Below are 17,713 nucleotides of genomic sequence, written 5' to 3' on the forward strand. Positions count from 1 at the left end.
ATGCCTGTTGGGATGGATGATCGTTCTTGAAATCTAAGATCAGAAGGAAAGTATATTAATATGAATTCTATTATATTACAAACAGAAAATCTGGAGAAATCTTTCAGCACAGAATATGGAATGCATCGGGTTCTGAAAGGAATCAGTGTTGATTTTTTTCAGGGGGATTTTACAGCCATTATGGGAGAAAGTGGATCTGGAAAATCGACGTTGTTATATGCTTTATCTGGAATGGATACACCAACAGATGGGAGGGTTCTTTCGGCCGGAAAGAATCTTGTAAATATGAATGTAAATCAACTTGCAGAATACAGAAAAAGACATTGCGGATTTGTTTTTCAGAATAATTGTCTGATTCCGAGTATGAATGTAATGGATAATATATTGATTAGTGGTCTGTTGGGCAGCAACAAGAAAAAAGAGGTAATTCATGCGGCAGAAAGATTATTAAATCAGGTAGGAATTGCTCCGGATGCACGTACAAAATATCCTTCTCAGATTTCAGGAGGTATGGCTCAGAGGGTAGGAATTGTGCGTGCACTGATCAACTCACCGGAATTGCTGTTCGCGGATGAACCTACGGGTGCATTGGACTCCCAGTCTTCTAAAGAAGTGCTGGATATTTTTACATCTTTTAACAGAGCAGGCCAGAGTATTATTATGGTTACACATGATATAAAGACAGCCATTCGTGCTAATCGTATTTTGTATCTAAAAGACGGGAATATTGTGGGGGAATTTCGTTTAGAGCCATATGGTATGGATGATTTTGGCAGAATTAATAAAGTAAATGAATTCCTGGAAGCAATGAGGTGGTAAAACACATGAATAAACGAATCAAGATTCTGAAAGCATTTTTTAAAAATATAAAAAGTCAAATTGCGTTTATTGTATTATGTGTTTTTTTAATTTCAGTTTTGATGAATTTATTCTTGATTTTATTGACTGATTATCGGGAAAATTTTGTAAGGCAGCATCGTGCATTACATGCAGAACATATTTCTTTTGTTGGGCAGAATGCAGATTTTGATTTGCTGGAGCGTGAAACAAGTAGGATTTTATCGAAAAAATCAGAGCTGACAGAAATAGAAATCAATAAAGTTTATTATGCATGGTGTAATTTTGATTATGATGGGCAAACGTTAGAGTCACATTTATGTTATATGCCAGAAGGTGAAGGGACAGAAAAGAAAATTGGAAAAATAGAAATTCTTTCCAGAGAAGATGGAAAAGATGGGGTTATTCTGCCTTATATTTTTGAAATAGGTGGAGGCTATAAAATTGGAGACTTGTTTACAGTGTCTGATGGCAGTCACGATCTTTCATTGCCTGTTGTGGGATTTTTTTCGAATGCTATGTCCGCAACGCAAAATTGTGGATATATGGTAATTTTATTTTCAAAAGGGATGGAAACTGAGGTAAGCAATTATTTTGAAAAAGAAAGCCTGCTGTGTAGTATTCGTCTTAAAAGTCCAGGTGACAATCGGAAAATGGAAATGACTGTTTCGGATGAGATAACTAATGGAATACCGGGAACAACAGTTGCAGTTACCAATAAGTACGATGCTGTTTTTGGTGGGCGGTATGTTATGGAAACAATAAGTATGGCGATCATAGGTGGAATGGTTGTACTGTTGATCGTTCTGACTGTATTTATTGTTTCATCTAATATAGCTTTGTATATTTCGGATCATAAATCAATGTTTGGAATTCTGGAAGCAATTGGATATACCAGCCATGACATGATTCTTTCTGTTGTTCCTGCAGTCATACTATTGGTATTTTTTGTGACTGTTTTGGGAATTGCCGCATCGTATTTGTTTTTTCCGCTTTTCAATCATATTTTGGAAACTCAGACAGGTATGCCTTATCGGGAACATTTTATTTTACTTCCAGCGTTAATTACTATTGGTACGTTGCTTTTCAGTGTTTCATTTTCGGTATTTCTGTCCATGCAGAAACTTCATAAAATTACACCCCTTGATGCAATTCGTTCGGCAAAAGCGTCTTCTCACTCGACACAAAATAAGATTACAGTCAGAAATCTGAGATTGCCCTTAAATCTCGCAATTCCGGTACAGTCAATGTGTGCGAACAGGAGTCAGAATATATTAATTTTTGTGGCTGTGTTTTTGTCGGTGTTTTTATGTACATTTGGTGCATCACTTTTGCAGAATATTCTGATAAATGATGTTACAATTGCCAGCTTTGTCCTGGGAGAATTTGCGGATTCCTCTATTGTTATTTCTGATCGGGACTGTGTAGAGATTTGCAGCAATCTTGATAGAAATCCGGAAGTGAAAAATTATGTCGGTTATCAGGTGATTCAGGCTGGCAGTGAGGAAGGAGAATATCTTTCGGCAGTTGTGATAGAGGATGCAGAACGGCTCACCAATACCGCCTATTGTTATCTTGGTAAAATGCCATCTTCTATAGGAGAAGCTGCAATTGGCGGGAAGTTTGCAAAAGAAAATGGAATAGAGATAGGGGATACTGTTTCCGTAAGCATAGCAGGAAAGCAGGCAAAACTTAAAGTTTGTGGTTTTCTTCAAAGTGCCATGTATCTTGGATATGATATTGCTCTTACCAAAGAGTGTTGTGAACAAATTATCCCGTTACAGACATATCGATATTATATTTATTTAGATAAGGATACAGATGTGGCGCATTTTAATAAAGAACTTGCCAGAGATAATCCAATTCTGTTTTTGTCTGATATGCGATCTAATCTTGAAGGGCTTAAGCAAATTTATTTTTCAGGAATAAAATGGCTCTGTGGAATGATGATTACCATTAGCCTGGTGATGGTTTTTCTTATTTTGTATATTTTAATCCAGAATCTGCTGGAACGTAAAAAAGATGATTATGGTATTATGAAAGCGCTTGGATATTCTTCGAAAACTTTGATGCTTCATACTGTATTGACTTATTTGCCGGGAATTATAATTGCCACTGTGATTGGCAGTGTTATTTCAGGTCTGACTTTTAATTTAATTATGAGTTGTCTGTTAATGGGGATTGGTATTCAGAAATGTAATTTTGAAATCCCCTGGCTTTTAATTGCCGGCATAGGATTAGCTGTTGTGATTTTTTGTTGTATTTTTACAATGATTGTTTCAGGAAAAATAAAAAGAATTGAAGTCAGGGATTTGCTTTCAAATTAGTGTGGGAATAAGTATTGGAGGTAAGCAGATGGATGTAGGTATTATATTATTTGTAATTCGCATTACGGCAATGGTATTGACCTCTATGGTTACATTATATGCTCTATGGCTGGGAGCTATTGCAATATTCGGGAATTTGATTCCGGAAAAAAGCTATCCGCATGCCAGACCACATACTTTTGCAGTTATTATTCCGGCAAGAAATGAGGAAAAGGTCATTGTACAGTTAATTGATAGCCTGAACAGACAGAAATATCCACAGGAATGCTATAAAATATTTGTAGTTGCTCATAACTGTACAGATAAAACGGCAGAAATGGCAGAAAATGCGGGGGCAGAAGTAATCATTCGAAATGCAGATGGGGAGTTTAAGATTCATGCGTTATCCTATGGCCTTGATATAGTGGAAGAACGTTATGGAGATGCGTTTGAATATGTTGCGGTATTTGATGCAGATGCACTTGTGGATGAAAATTTTCTGGCAGAGATAAATGATGTGCTGGATGGTACACAAGCTGATTGCGCTTCCGGATATTATGCATCAAAAAATTTTGATACGAATATAATTTCCCAGTTGTCAGGGATGTTGTACCATGTGCTTATGTGCTGTAATTCTATGGCCGATAACCGGCTGAATTTGCCGGTAAATGTTTATGGAAGTGGGTATGCATTCAAATTCCCATGGCGGCGATTATTTCATCAGATTGATACAATTGTGGATGATTTTGAATTTTCATGTCTTATGGTTTTGAATCGGGCAAAACTGGTTGCTGCACCGAAAGCTGTGATTTATGCGGAAATGCCTGAAAAAATGCAAGATGCGTTGATCCAGCGACAACGATGGGCGTTTGGTGATACCCAGTGTTATCGAAAGTACAGACACGATTTTCGTAAGGCAATTGTTACACATGGAATGTCTGGACTGAAACAGTATATGGATCTGGTGATGAATCCGGTTGTTCTTCTGACAGCATTTGGATTGGTTTTATGGATACTGGATGCCATATTACATGGTATCCGGGTGAGACAGGTGATCTATGGTGCCATTGCACTTATCATTACATATCTGGTATTTGAATTAATGGCACTATTTTTATTAAAAAAAGAATCGTTACAGATCAGGCCTGGTGTGAAAGCAATGCTGCTGTTTCCGTTTTGGGTGTTATTATCCGGTTGGGAGGCAATAGTGTCAGTACTTAAGCATGATATAGAATGGAAACCGACCAAAAGAAACAGCAGTAAAAAGATTGAGGACATGAAAGGAGCTGAGTAAAGTTGGCAGAGATTTCACTTGAAATAAAAGAAATAAAAAAGAGCTTTACAGAAGAGGAAGCCGTTCTGGACAATATCAGTCTCAAAATTAGCAAGGGTGAGTTTATTACACTGCTGGGATCATCTGGATGCGGCAAAACTACTACACTTCGGATCATTGCCGGTCTGGAACAGCCCGATGCAGGAAGTGTCTGGCTGGACGGCAGAGAAGTGACAGGCTTGGAGCCGAACCAGAGGAATGTGAATACGGTATTTCAGAATTATGCGCTCTTTCCGCATATGAATGTTGCGGAGAATATTGGCTATGGCCTGAAACTGAAAAAAGTTCCAAAGAGTGAGATCAGGAAAAAAGTTTCTCAGATGCTGGAACTGGTACAGCTTGAAGGATATGAAAAAAGAAAGCCTTCCGAACTCTCGGGTGGTCAGAAACAGAGAGTTGCCATTGCAAGAGCACTGGTGAATAATCCTGAAGTACTGCTTCTGGATGAGCCGCTGGGAGCACTGGATCTGCAGCTTCGCCGTGCGATGCAGATAGAATTGAAGCATCTGCAGAAGAAGCTGGGAATTACATTTATCTATATCACTCATGATCAGGAAGAAGCTATCAACATGTCTGACAGGATTGCGGTGATGAAGGACGGACGTATTGAGCAGATCGGAACACCGGATGAGATCTATAATCATCCAAAAACCAGTTATGTAGCAACATTTGTAGGAAATGCCAATATCCTGCATGGGGTTGCAGAGAGTATTCAGGGAGAGAATGCAATCGTAAAGATTGGAAATGACAGGGTAATTGTAAAGCTTGAAACAAGTCAGCAGAATACAGAGGATACAGGGGGAAAACAATACCTGTCAGCAGGAGAGAAAGTAACTCTGGCTGTGAGAAGCGAAAATATATTGTTACAGGAAACTGTTGTAATCGGTGATACCGGTACAGATTACAGAGACGCTGTTGATATAAGTGTGGCAGACGGAAGTCTGGATGCACATAATAAGAATAGTGTATCAGGTTTACAGGCGACTGTTACAGAGAAGAATTTCGCAGGAGGTCAGCTTCGTGTAACTCTGAAGCTGAGTGATGGTACACAGTTGATCGCCAGCAGATACGGAATCGACGCATCCGTCGCAGAAGGCCAGACAGTAAGATGCAGTTTTCTGCCGACAGATGCAGTACTGGTAGACAGGGAGGATATTCATGAAGAAGCGTAGAAACCGTTCTGACAGTTCTGCATGGATGGCACTTCCACTGTATATTTTTACCATTGTGTTTGTTGTATGCCCCCTTATCTATATGGTGGCGCTTAGTTTTGCTACGCCCTCCAGAGGATTTGGGGTGACCTGGAAATTTACGCTGGACAATTACAGAAATATTCTGGAACCTGTATACCTGAATACATTTGTGGAATCACTGAAGCTGGCATTTACCAGTACGATAGTGATCGCTTTGATCGGCTATCCGTTCGGGTATTTCATGGCGAGGCTGCCGGAGCACAGAAAGAAAAAGGCACAGCTTCTGTTGTCTACGCCGTTCTGGGTAAATTCCCTGATCCGTCTGTATGGCTGGATTATTATTCTGCAGAAAAAAGGACTTTTGAACTTTGTATTGATGAAACTTGGGATCATTGAGAAACCTCTGTCTATCCTGTACAGCTACCCGGCAATTGTAATCGGTATGATTTATGTACTTCTCCCGTTTATGATCATGTCTGTATACTCCAGCGCAGAGAAGCTGGACTGGTCTTATGTGGAGGCTGCCAGAGATCTTGGGGCATCCAGACTGCAGGCATTTTTTACCATAACACTGAAACTTACACTGCCCGGGCTGCTTTCGGGTGTGATTCTGACTTTCGTGCCATCCATGGGACTGTTTTTTATTGCAGATATCCTGGGTGGAAATAAAGTGGTACTTGTGGGAAGTCTGATCCAGGATCAGATGACAAGAGGAAGTAATTGGCCCTTTGCAGCAGCACTTGCTGTGGTGATGATGGTACTTACAACTATACTGATCATGATCTACAGGAAAGTGACAAATGCCAGAGAACTGGAGGGAATCGGATGAAAAAGAATTCAAGATTTGCCGGATTTTATATGGGGCTGATTTTCTTTCTGATGTATCTCCCTATCGCGGTAGTGATCGTTTTCTCCTTTAATGAATCCAAACTGCCGGTGAAATTTACGGGCTTTTCCCTGAAATGGTATCAGGAACTGATCCATGACAGGGCAATGCTGGAAGCGTTGGTGAACAGTCTGATCCTTGGGGTATTAAGCTGTCTGGTTAGTGCAGTGATCGGTACTCTGGGTGCAGTTGGGTTATCAAGGATTCACTGGAAGTCAAAAGGGGCGCTGGAATACATTTCCATATTGCCGTTAATGATACCGGAGATCATCCTTGGTATGGTGCTGATGGCGTTCTTTTATATGCTGAACCTGCCCTTTGGCATGCTGACACTGTTAATAGGTCATACGGTATTCTGTGTGCCTTATATTCTGATGGAAGTGAAGGCAAGACTGGCAGGCATGGATCCGGCACTGGAAGAGGCAGCCAGAGATCTGGGTGCGGGACCTTTCCGGGCTTTCCGGGATATTACGCTGCCCTTAATTATGCCGGCGGTAATTTCAGGTTCGCTGCTTGCGTTTGCCATGTCTATGGATGATGTGGTAATAAGTATCTTTGTAAACGGACCGCGTCTGTCTACGCTGCCGATCAAGGTGTATACACAGCTGAAGACAGGAGTAACGCCGGAGATCAATGCGTTGTGTACCATTCTGCTGGCAGCTACACTGGTTATTTTTATTGTTTATTCACTGATAACAAAGAAGAAAAAATAAATGATATAGCTTTTAGGAACATTCTGAACAGCCGGTCAATGCTTTTGGAACAGCCGGATTATAAAAAACAGAGAAAAATACATTCAGAGGAAGGAAAAGATGATGAACAAACTGATTGAGTTAAAAAATCTGACCAAGAATTTTGATGATCAGCAGGTTTTGCGCGGCATCAATCTGGATATTTACGAAAAGGAATTCCTGACGCTTTTGGGACCCAGCGGATGTGGAAAGACAACCACTCTTCGAATCATTGCAGGCTTTGAAGAACCAAGTGACGGAGAAGTACTGTTTAACGGGATTGAGATTTCCAAGCTTCCCCCGTACAAGAGAGAGGTTAATACTGTGTTTCAGAAGTATGCTCTTTTTCCTCATTTAAATGTGGCGGAGAACATCGGTTTCGGGCTGAACCTGAAGAAGGTCGATAAAACTGTCATCGCCCAGAAGGTGGAGCGTATGCTGAAGATGGTTGGTCTGGAAGGCTTTGGGAAAAGAGATGTAACTCTGCTCTCCGGTGGACAGCAGCAGCGAGTGGCCATTGCCAGAGCTTTGGTAAATGAGCCGAAGGTTCTGCTTTTAGATGAGCCCCTGGGTGCACTGGATGCAAAGATCCGTAAACAGATGCAGGTAGAATTAAAGAAGATCCAGCAGGAAGTCGGCATCACTTTTATTTATGTTACCCATGACCAGGAAGAAGCCCTGTCCATGTCAGATACGGTTGTTGTTATGAATAACGGTGAGATTCAGCAGATTGGCTCTCCTACAGATATCTACAATGAGCCGGAAAACCGTTTTGTTGCAGGCTTTATCGGTGAATCTAATATTATCGAGGGAACCATGATCCGTGATTATCTGGTTGCTTTTGACGGATTTGAGTTTGAATGTGTGGATAAGGGATTTGAGGATAATGAAGAGATTGAAGTTGTATTAAGACCTGAGGATCTGGATATCGTAGATCCCGGTCAGGCAAAGATCAGGGGAATCGTGCGCAATATTACCTTCAAGGGCGTGCATTATGAGATCCTGATCGAGACAGAGCTTCGTACTTATATGGTTCATACCACAGATTATGCGGAAGTCGGAAGGGAAGTGGGACTGAAATTCGGGCCTGAAGACATCCATGTTATGTGTAAGATGGGAAGCTACTGATGAAACAGTACAGAAATCTTATCAAACCATATCTTGTGTGGGCATTTGTGGTCATTGTCATCCCGCTGATACTGATCGCATTATATGCATTTACAGAAGATGGAAACGAGGTGCTGACGTTCTCCTTTACCCTGGAGAATTTCCGCAAATTCCTGGAAGCTACGTATATGAGCGTTATTTTCAAGTCCTTTAAGCTTGGAATCCTGACGACGGTCATCTGTCTGGGACTTGGCTATCCGCTGGCATATATTATTTCCAAATGTCCGGAAAAATCCCAGAGTCTTCTGATCCTGCTGGTAACTATTCCGGAATGGATCAATATGCTTCTGCGTACTTATGCATGGATGAACCTGCTGTCGGACAATGGTATCATCAACCATTTGCTTGGATTACTGGGGATTTCCCCGGTGACAATGATGTATACGGACTTTTCCGTAGTGGTTGGTCTGGTCTGTAACTTTATGCCGTTTATGATCATCCCGATCCATACATCCCTGAGCAAAATGGATAAATCCTTTATCGAGGCTGCCTATGACCTGGGGGCAAATAAATTCCAGACCTTTACAAAGGTTATCTGGAAATTGTCCATCCCCGGTGTGCTTAATGGAATCATGATGGTATTCCTGCTGTCTATTTCCACATTCGTTATTCCGAAACTTCTCGGAGGCGGACAGTACATGCTGATCGGTAACCTGATCGAGTCTCAGTTTATCTCTGTTGGCGACTGGAACTTCGGAAGTGCGATTTCTCTGATTCTGGCTGTGCTCATTCTGATCTTTATGAGCCTGATGAAGAAGATGGATAAAGATGAATAAGGGAGGACGGCATGAAACGTAATAATAAATTTTTCTCAATGTTATATGTAGTACTCTGCCTTGCTTTCTTTTACCTGCCGATTCTGGTGACGATGATCTTTTCCTTTAACTCATCCAAGTCACTGACCAGATTTACAGGCTTTTCTCTGCGCTGGTATCAGGAACTTCTCGGTAACGGGGAAGTAATTAAGGCAGTTTATGTATCTGTTACCATTGCGATCATTGCGACCATTGTTTCTACAATACTTGGAACCATTACAGCGATCGGTTTATCCAAATCAAAGAAGGTAATCAAGGAACTGCTTTTGAATATTAATAATATCCCGATCCTGAATCCTGAGATCGTAACTGCCATCAGTCTGATGCTCTTGTTCTCTTCTCTGGGATTTCGAAAAGGATATCTGACTATGCTGCTGGCACATATTGCGTTCTGTACCCCGTATGTAATTACCAGCGTTTATCCGAAGGTAAGGGCTCTGGATCCGAATATGGCAAATGCTGCCATGGACCTTGGGGCAACTCCTTTTCAGGCTCTGACAAAGGTTATCGTGCCCATGATCAAAGAGGGTATTTTTGCAGGTGCGTTGCTTGCATTTACCATGTCATTTGATGATTTTGTTATTTCCTATTTCGTATCAGGAAATGGTGTAAAGAATATCTCTATTGTTGTATATAATATGACAAAGCGTATCAATCCGACGATCAATGCTTTGTCAACTATCGTGATCGTAGTCATTATCGTGGTACTGCTTTTGGCCAATCTGCTTCCGAAGTTTAAGAATAAAGCCAGGAAGCTGAACAGGAAAGCAGTAAAAATTGTCTCTGCAGTTCTGATTGTTGCTGTTACGGCAGGGCTGATAAAATGGGGATTCGTGGCACAGTCCACTCATGTGCTGAAAGTTTACAATGCAGGAGAGTACATGGATCTTTCCCTGCTGGAGGATTTCGAAAAAGAATATGATTGTACCATCGTATACGAGACTTTTGAGTCAAATGAGATGATGTACACCAAGCTTTCAAGCGGTGAGACGTATGATGTGCTGATCCCGTCTGATTACATGATTGAGAGACTGATCAAAGAAGAATATCTGCAGGCACTTGACTGGAAAGAAATTCCGAATAAGAAAAATCTGCTGAATGATGTCATGAACCAGAGCTATGATCCGGGCAACCGTTATTCCTGTCCGTATTTCTGGGGAACAGTAGGAATTCTTTATGATAAGACAGTAGTAGAAGAGGCTGATCTGAAAGATGGCTGGAATCTTCTGTGTAATCCGAAATATAAAGGAAATATTTACATGTATGATTCTGAGAGAGATTCCTTTATGATAGCATTAAAAGCACTTGGGTATTCCATGAATACTACAAATGAGTCTGAGATCGAGGAGGCTTATCAGTGGCTGATCGATCAACGTGACACTATGGATCCGATCTATGCAGGCGATGATGTGATCGACAACATGATTTCAGGAAACAAAGCGCTGGCAGTTGTGTACTCCGGAGATGCATCTTACATTATCAGTGAAAATCCGAATCTGGACTACTTTACACCGGAACAGGGAACCAACAGATGGTATGATGCAATGGTTATCACAAAGGACTGCAGCGAAGTACAGCTTGCCCATGAATTTATTGATTTTATGATCAGTGATAAATCTGCTCTTTCCAATACGGAAGAAGTAGGGTATACTTCTACAGTGAAGAGTGCTTTTGAAACCATGAAGGAGGGGGACTATGCCGGGATCAGTTCTTATATTCCGGATACAACCAACCCGAATAACGAAATCTTTGCTTATCAGCAACCAAAGATCAAGCAGAAATTTGCGGAACTCTGGACAAAAGTAAAAGCAAAGTAAAAAAGGACAGCCGCTGTCTGCCGATACAGTGGAAGGTGGACAGTGACTGATACAGACAACAATGCAGAGCATAAGAAGGGAGATCATTTATGAAAAAAAGAGTACTTGCAGTAGTGATGTGTGCATTAATGGCCGGATCTGTATTTACCGGATTTAAGGATGCAGGAGATGATAAAGAACTTGTACTTTTTACATGGGAAGGAATGTTCCCACAGGAAGTTCTGGACGATTTTGAAAAAGAGACAGGTGTTAAGGTTGTCTATTCAAACTTTGATACGGACGAAACTATGCTTGAGAAACTCTCCATGGCAAAAGGTGGTGATTACGATATTGTAATCGCAGATGATTATATTCTGGAAACTGCCATTGCAGACGGACTGGCTGAGAAACTGGATAAGGATTCTCTGGAGAATATCGGAAATATCAATCCTTTATATCAGGGACAGTTTTATGACCCGGATGATGAATACACAGTTCCGTATGGAGCAGGTATTCCTCTGATCGTTTATGATCCGGAGCAGGTAGATATTGATATTAAAGGATATAAAGATCTCTGGGATCCGTCTCTGGAGGATAGCATTGCATTGACTGCCAATTATCGTGTGATCAATGGTATCACTCAGCTTTCCATGGGAGAGAGCATGAATGAAGAGGACGTGGACGTGATCAAGAAAACAGGAGAGAAGCTTCTGGAGCTTGCTCCGAATGTACGTCTGATTCAGGATGATAACACACAGAATGCACTTCTTAACGGAGAGGCAAGTGTTGCATTTCTTTATACTTCTCAGGTAACGGCAGCTCTCGCAGAGAACCCGGACCTGAAGGTAGTATATCCGGAAGAAGGACTCGGATTTGGAATTATGGGAATGTTTATTCCGAGTGAAGCACCGGATAAGGATGCAGCATATTCCTTTATGGATTATATCATGCAGCCGGAAGTTGCGGCAAAATGCACAGATTATATCGGATATTACAGTACAAATAAAGCAGCAGATGAACTGGTAAATTCGGATCTTGTTGTTCCGGATGACGTTACAAAGGGCGAGATCGTCCAGAATGTAAGCCAGGACGCAGACGCACAGTATCAGAAGAACTGGACTGAATTTAAGGCTGCCTGCGACTAAGGAGTTTAACATGGATATTTACAAGGGAACCGGTGCCTTTTCCGGAATCGCCATCGGTAAAATACTCTATTACCACAAGAGTGAATATCAGATACGTCAATATGAGATCACAGATGTCAGGGAAGAACTGAATGTTTTTCGCCAGGCGCGTGCCAGAGTGATGGAACAGCTGACGGAACTTTATGAGAAAAACTGCACGATTCAGGAATCCCAGGCGGAACTTTTCCTCCGGCAGAAGAATCTGCTGGATGGAAAGACTTTCCAGCGTGCGATTGAGAGTATCATTCAGAATGAAAAAGTAAATTCTGCCTATGCAGTAATGACTACAAGAGATGAGATGGTTTCTACTTTTCGAACTTTGGAGGAGCCTGCGATCAAGGAGAGACTGGAAAATATACGTGAGATTTCTGACCGTCTGATCAGTGAACTTGGGGGTATTTCCCCGAGAATCGATCTTGGTGATGAGCCAGTGATTCTTGTCACAGAGAGTATCACGCCGACGGAGCTGATGGAGATGGACAAAGATAAACTGATGGCGATCGTTACACACCATGGTTCCGATATTTCCCATGCTGCGATTCTGGCAAAGACTATGAATATTCCGGCATTGATTGAGATTGACACGGATTCAGAATGGGATGGACAACAGGGGATTGTGGACGGATATACAGGATGTCTGTATATTAACCCTGATGAAGAAGTAAGAAAAGAATATGAGATCCGCAGGCAGGCCGATATGGAAGAACGGGAAGAACTTCTGAAATTAAGAGAGAAGCCAGATGTTACAAAAGATGGCAGAAGAATTGAAATCTATGCCAATATCGGAAACATGGATGATTTAAACAGTGTTCTTTATTATGGCGCTGCAGGAATCGGGCTTTTGCGAAGTGAGTTTCAGTATCTTGGAAGAGAGAATTATCCTCGTGAGAATGAACTGTTTCTGGCATATAAGAAAATTGCGGAGACGATGGGTGACAGGCTGGCAGTGATCCGTACTGCAGACCTGGGAGCTGATAAACAGGCAGAATACCTGAACATTCCTGATGAGACGAATCCAATCATGGGAAACAGAGGAATCCGTCTCTGCCTTGACAGAAAGAAGATGTTTAAGGCACAGCTTCGTGCGATTTTCAGGGCAAGCGCTTATGGAAATCTGGCGCTGATGTATCCGATGATCACTTCGGAGGAAGAGATGGATGAGATCGAAACGATTATCCGGGAAGTTGTCCAGGGGCTGGAGGAGAAAGGAATTCCATATAAAAATATCAGGACGGGCATTATGATCGAAACACCGGCTGCAGTAATGATCAGCCGGGAACTTGCCAGAAGAGTGGATTTCCTCAGTCTGGGAACGAATGACCTGAGTCAGTATACGCTTGCGATGGACAGACAGAATCCGTTGCTGAGAAATAAATACAATGATCATCATCCGGCAGTACTGCGTATGATCAAAATGGTCGTTGAAGCGGGACATGCGGAGAATAAACGTGTCTGTATCTGTGGAGAACTTGCAGCTGATACTGCTCTGACAGAAGAGTTCCTGAAAATGGGAGTTGATTGTCTTTCAGTCGTTCCGGCATGTATTCTGCCAGTAAGAAAAGCATTGAGGCAGGTTGATCTGTCCCAGGAGAAGAAATAAAAAGTAGTCAGAAAGCCATATCGTAAGAATGCGAATGGCTTTTTGGCATATTTAGAGTTTTTTATTGAATCAGGCAAGCCGTCTGCTTCGATTATGAAGAGTAATGAACTGTGGATGGAGTGCTTGTATTGAGGAGAAATTTAATGAAAAGTAAAGTAGTATTACTTCCTTGCGGAGAATATGATGAGGAAAAAGTTTATACATTATTGAAGCAGGGACTGTATCTGGTGGGTGGAGTGGAAGCTCTGATTCCAAAAGATGCGAAGATTCTGCTGAAACCCAATCTGCTGAAACGAGCGGAAGTGGAGAAGGCAGTTATCACGCATCCGGTAGTGGTCGGTGCGTTCGCCAGAATCCTGAGAGAAAATGGATATGAGCAGATCGTTCTTGCTGATTCCTGCGGACATGGGACGACTCAGGCAGTGATTCGCGGAACAGGAATGGATACTTATCTGGAAAAATATCAGATTCCGGCGATTGACTATTCAGAGGGGATAAAAGTGGACTACCCGCAGGGAATTCAGGCAAAAGAATTTATTCTGCCAAAGGAATTGCTGGAGCAGAACTGCGTGATTTCTCTGAGTAAAATGAAAACTCATGCCCTGGAGAGAATCACAGGTGCGGTTAAGAATAGTTATGGATTTGTGTATGGCTTTCACAAAGCGAAAGGTCACACACAGTACCCGAGTGCGGACAGCTTTGCCAGAATGCTGATTGATCTGAACAAATGCGTTGCCCCGAAATTGTATGTGATGGACGGTATTGTAGCGATGGAAGGAAACGGCCCCGGCTCAGGGGATCCTGTTCAGATGAATGTAATGCTTATGTCCACAGATCCTGTTGCGCTGGATAGTGTATTCAGCCGTCTGGTTTATCTGAAACCAGAGATGGTTCCAACAAACTATCATGGTGAGAAAATGGGGCTTGGAACATGGAAAGAAGAGGGGATTACTCTTCTTACTCCAGATGGAGAAATCTCCATGTCAGAGGCAGTAAAAAGGTATGGGAATCCCCAATTTAATGTAGATCGTACAGAAGTGAGAAAGAATATCTGGACGAGAATGGCCGGAGCATTAAATATTTTCCGGAAAAAACCGTATATAGAAAATGACAAGTGCGTTCACTGTGGAATATGTGTACAGAGTTGTCCGGTTCCGGGTAAAGCCGTAGATTTCCGAAAGGGAAAAGACAAACCGCCGGTATACGACTATAAGAAATGCATCCGATGTTTCTGCTGTCAGGAAATGTGTCCGAAGAAAGCCATTAAAGTGAAGTAGAAAATATTATAGTTTTCTCTATTACAGTATGGTTTTGCCCGTAGGGACAAATACATTCTGGTATATCGTGGGAATAGTATAGAGTGATTTTCTGCAATCAATAAAGCACATGACAGGAAACTAAGAAAGTTCTCAGTTTCCTGACCATGTGCTTCTTTAGATTGTTTTATCTGCCCAGAATTTTATTTACTTCTCTGATATATTCCGGAGTCGTGCCACAGCATCCTCCGACGACAGATGCACCGTTCTCAATCAGAACCTTCATATGCTCTGCGAAATTCTGTGCATTCATGTTGTAAATGGCATTACCCTGCTCATCGATTGTCGGCATGCCCGCATTAGGCTTGGCGATGACAGGAATAGATACGTTCTCTTTGATATTGCGGACAACGGATATCAGCTGGTCAGGTCCTACAGAACAGTTGATACCAACTGCTACGGCACCTGCACCCTCAAGGGCAATCGCAGCCTCCACAGCATTCCCTCCGCTGAAAATGCTTCCGTCAGCTTCTACGGTCATTGTACACATTACAGGAAGAGAACTTACAGATGCGGCGGCATCCAGTGCAGCCAGAGTTTCTTCGATATTGATCATAGTTTCCGCAGCGATCAGATCAACACCTGCATCCTCAAGAACCTTGATCTGCTCACAGTATGCTTCGTATGCCATCTCATAAGTGAGATCACCGGCAGGCTCCATCATCTTTCCGGTTGTGGTAATATCACCGGCAACATAGACGCTGTGTCCTACGGCTTCTCTGGAAATATTTACCAGTGCATGGTTCATCTCTTCAAGCTTATCCTGCAATCCGTGAAGTCCGAGACTGTAACGGTTGCCGCCAAAAGTAGGGGCATATACGATCTGGCTTCCTGCTTCTACATAAGCTTTCTGAAGATTCTGCAGAACTGCTTTGTGATCCATGATCCATGCTTCCGTACAGATTCCCCTCGGCATACCGGATGCCATCAGATTAGAACCGGTAGCACCGTCAAGCAATACCACATTCTGTGTCAGCTTCTGAAATTCTTCTTTTGTCATGGGAATTTCCTCCTGTTTAGTTGTTTCGTATGGTTATAAACATGTTGTATTACTGATTCATACAGCTTACAATACGACTGCCATTTCCGGCAATCTGCATCTGGCTAACCATCGGACAAATGCTACCCAACATTATAGCACAACTATCAGAAGAAGTGGAAAAAATTAATAAATTTTTATCTCATAAGAGGCGTTAAAAATCTCATCCACATTCAATACATTAATATTTGTCTTTTCTGAAAGGTCACCTTTAAATCCGCAGTCATCACATCTTCCCATCCATGGCTCCAGGCATACGAAAGAGGAACCAGGTACGGACCAGATGCCGAAGTTCGGGAAGCGATGGCAGGTAAGCTCCAGATATGGAGTTCCATCCGGGAAAGCAATGCCGGCTTTTTCAATCTGATTATCGAAGATCAGCGCATCATGGTCAAACATGTGTGCATCGATTTTGCAGGTACCATCCGTAAGTTCAAGTGTCTGTGTCTGATCAGGAAGAGCAGTTCCGGAAGCTGGATCCAGAAGAAGATAAGTAAGAGATTCCTGTCCGTCAAAAGTCAGCAGGTAATCTTCTTTATTGTCAGTGCTGCCGTCAGCAGGAACATTGAATGCCGGATGTCCGCCAATTGTAAAGTACATTGGCTCATTGCTGTGATTGACGATTTCCCAGCATACGCTGACCTGATTTTTATCCAGAACGTGCTTGATCTTTAATTCGAAATCATATGGATAATTTTCTCTTGTAGCATCAGAGGATTTTAATTTGTGTGTAATAGAATCCGCAGTCATATCTACGCAGGTAAATTCACTGTCTCTGGCAAAACCATGCTGTTTGGAAGGATATTCAGTGCCATTGATGCGATAGTGATCCTCAAAGTGACGTCCTACATTGGGGAAAAGAACAGGAGCATGACGTTTCCAGTAAGCCGGATCTGCCTGCCAGATTACTTCCCTGTTATGTACTTTATCAAAAATGCTGCATAGTTCAGCACCGTGATCATCTACGGATACTTTCAGATAGTCGTTTTCAATTGTATGAATCATAAGTGTGTCCTCCTTGATATAAATATTGACAGGATGCCATGAAAGAAAACAGTTATTCTTATTTCGTATTACTGAAAATGGAGTCAACAGTAACTATTTCGTTTTCAGTAAAAGGAAATATCTGCAATTGACATCGTTGCTATAAGTATATCACAATGTATAAAGGAGTACAAATGCAGATAAAGAAGAACGCTATTAATTCACGTATCTTCTCGTATCTGAGTCCTTTTGCGCTTTTGAAAGCGTGAACATTTTTTGATAAAAATAGAGTAGTTATTTGATGTAGAACCATTGGCCAAGAGCAGATTACAGATATAAACAGGCATAAAAATATAACAAAATGAGCTATTTGTACAAAAAACGATGGAAATAGATAAATATAAAACGAAAAATGCAAAAACAAGATAATGTTTAATAAAAAACGTATGTATAAAAATGACAATAAAATATTGACTAAACAAATAAATTTTGTTACAATTTACCTCGATAAGTCTTATGGATATAA

14 protein-coding genes are annotated in these 17,713 nt (G+C 41.7%); 12 read left to right on the forward strand and 2 right to left on the reverse strand.

Going from position 1 to position 17,713, the window contains the following annotated elements:
• Window positions 1-60 precede the first annotated feature (60 nt).
• The 12 genes from ACTNC0_RS09825 to ACTNC0_RS09880 all read left to right on the forward strand — a co-directional run bounded on the left by ACTNC0_RS09825 (window position 61) and on the right by ACTNC0_RS09880 (window position 15,125).
• Window positions 61-819, forward strand: a complete 759-nt coding sequence (locus tag ACTNC0_RS09825) for an ABC transporter ATP-binding protein (RefSeq protein WP_441034326.1) — start codon at window positions 61-63, stop codon at window positions 817-819.
• A 5-nt stretch (window positions 820-824) separates the two neighbouring features.
• Window positions 825-3,164 carry an FtsX-like permease family protein gene (locus tag ACTNC0_RS09830; RefSeq protein ID WP_441043396.1) on the forward strand — a complete coding sequence of 780 codons (2,340 nt, stop codon included), beginning with the start codon at window positions 825-827 and terminating at the stop codon, window positions 3,162-3,164.
• Window positions 3,165-3,192: 28 nt separating this feature from the next.
• Window positions 3,193-4,437, forward strand: coding sequence for a glycosyltransferase family 2 protein (locus ACTNC0_RS09835; RefSeq protein ID WP_441087224.1), 1,245 nt, complete (start codon window positions 3,193-3,195; stop codon window positions 4,435-4,437).
• A 2-nt stretch (window positions 4,438-4,439) separates the two neighbouring features.
• Window positions 4,440-5,648, forward strand: a complete 1,209-nt coding sequence (locus ACTNC0_RS09840) for an ABC transporter ATP-binding protein (RefSeq protein ID WP_441087225.1) — start codon at window positions 4,440-4,442, stop codon at window positions 5,646-5,648.
• Window positions 5,635-6,498, forward strand: a complete 864-nt coding sequence (locus ACTNC0_RS09845) for an ABC transporter permease (protein ID WP_441043392.1) — start codon at window positions 5,635-5,637, stop codon at window positions 6,496-6,498. The genes ACTNC0_RS09840 and ACTNC0_RS09845 overlap by 14 nt, the downstream gene beginning before the upstream one ends.
• Window positions 6,495-7,268: an ABC transporter permease gene (locus ACTNC0_RS09850; RefSeq protein WP_008703473.1), complete on the forward strand. Its 774-nt coding sequence runs from the start codon at window positions 6,495-6,497 to the stop codon at window positions 7,266-7,268. The genes ACTNC0_RS09845 and ACTNC0_RS09850 overlap by 4 nt, the downstream gene beginning before the upstream one ends.
• Before the next feature lie 99 nt (window positions 7,269-7,367).
• Window positions 7,368-8,414: a spermidine/putrescine ABC transporter ATP-binding protein gene (gene potA, locus ACTNC0_RS09855; protein WP_020993963.1), complete on the forward strand. Its 1,047-nt coding sequence runs from the start codon at window positions 7,368-7,370 to the stop codon at window positions 8,412-8,414.
• A complete protein-coding gene (locus tag ACTNC0_RS09860) occupies window positions 8,414-9,229 on the forward strand; it encodes an ABC transporter permease (RefSeq protein WP_022381260.1) in 816 nt (271 codons plus the stop codon). Before potA ends, ACTNC0_RS09860 begins: the two co-directional genes overlap by 1 nt.
• An 11-nt stretch (window positions 9,230-9,240) precedes the next feature.
• A complete protein-coding gene (locus tag ACTNC0_RS09865) occupies window positions 9,241-11,085 on the forward strand; it encodes an extracellular solute-binding protein (RefSeq protein ID WP_441087226.1) in 1,845 nt (614 codons plus the stop codon).
• A gap of 89 nt (window positions 11,086-11,174) precedes the next feature.
• The gene (locus tag ACTNC0_RS09870) at window positions 11,175-12,209 is read left to right on the forward strand and encodes a polyamine ABC transporter substrate-binding protein (protein ID WP_441087227.1); all 1,035 of its coding nucleotides are present in this window, start codon (window positions 11,175-11,177) and stop codon (window positions 12,207-12,209) included.
• Between the two features lie 10 nt (window positions 12,210-12,219).
• Window positions 12,220-13,848, forward strand: a complete 1,629-nt coding sequence (ptsP, locus tag ACTNC0_RS09875; RefSeq protein WP_441087228.1) for a phosphoenolpyruvate--protein phosphotransferase — start codon at window positions 12,220-12,222, stop codon at window positions 13,846-13,848.
• A gap of 143 nt (window positions 13,849-13,991) precedes the next feature.
• Window positions 13,992-15,125 carry a DUF362 domain-containing protein gene (locus ACTNC0_RS09880; RefSeq protein WP_441087230.1) on the forward strand — a complete coding sequence of 378 codons (1,134 nt, stop codon included), beginning with the start codon at window positions 13,992-13,994 and terminating at the stop codon, window positions 15,123-15,125.
• 166 nt (window positions 15,126-15,291) lie between these two features.
• Here ACTNC0_RS09880 and ACTNC0_RS09885 read toward each other — a convergent pair whose 3' ends face one another.
• Both ACTNC0_RS09885 and ACTNC0_RS09890 read right to left on the reverse strand, forming a co-directional pair.
• Entirely contained in the window at window positions 15,292-16,164 is an 873-nt protein-coding gene (locus tag ACTNC0_RS09885) for a homocysteine S-methyltransferase family protein (RefSeq protein WP_441087231.1), read from the reverse strand.
• A gap of 165 nt (window positions 16,165-16,329) precedes the next feature.
• On the reverse strand, window positions 16,330-17,208 hold the full coding sequence (locus ACTNC0_RS09890; protein ID WP_441087232.1) for an aldose 1-epimerase family protein: 879 nt from the start codon (window positions 17,206-17,208) through the stop codon (window positions 16,330-16,332).
• Between the last annotated feature and the right edge of the window lie 505 nt (window positions 17,209-17,713).

This window comes from Blautia sp. HCP3S3_B11 (assembly GCF_052064435.1).
In the GTDB taxonomy this organism is placed as follows: domain Bacteria; phylum Bacillota; class Clostridia; order Lachnospirales; family Lachnospiraceae; genus Blautia_A.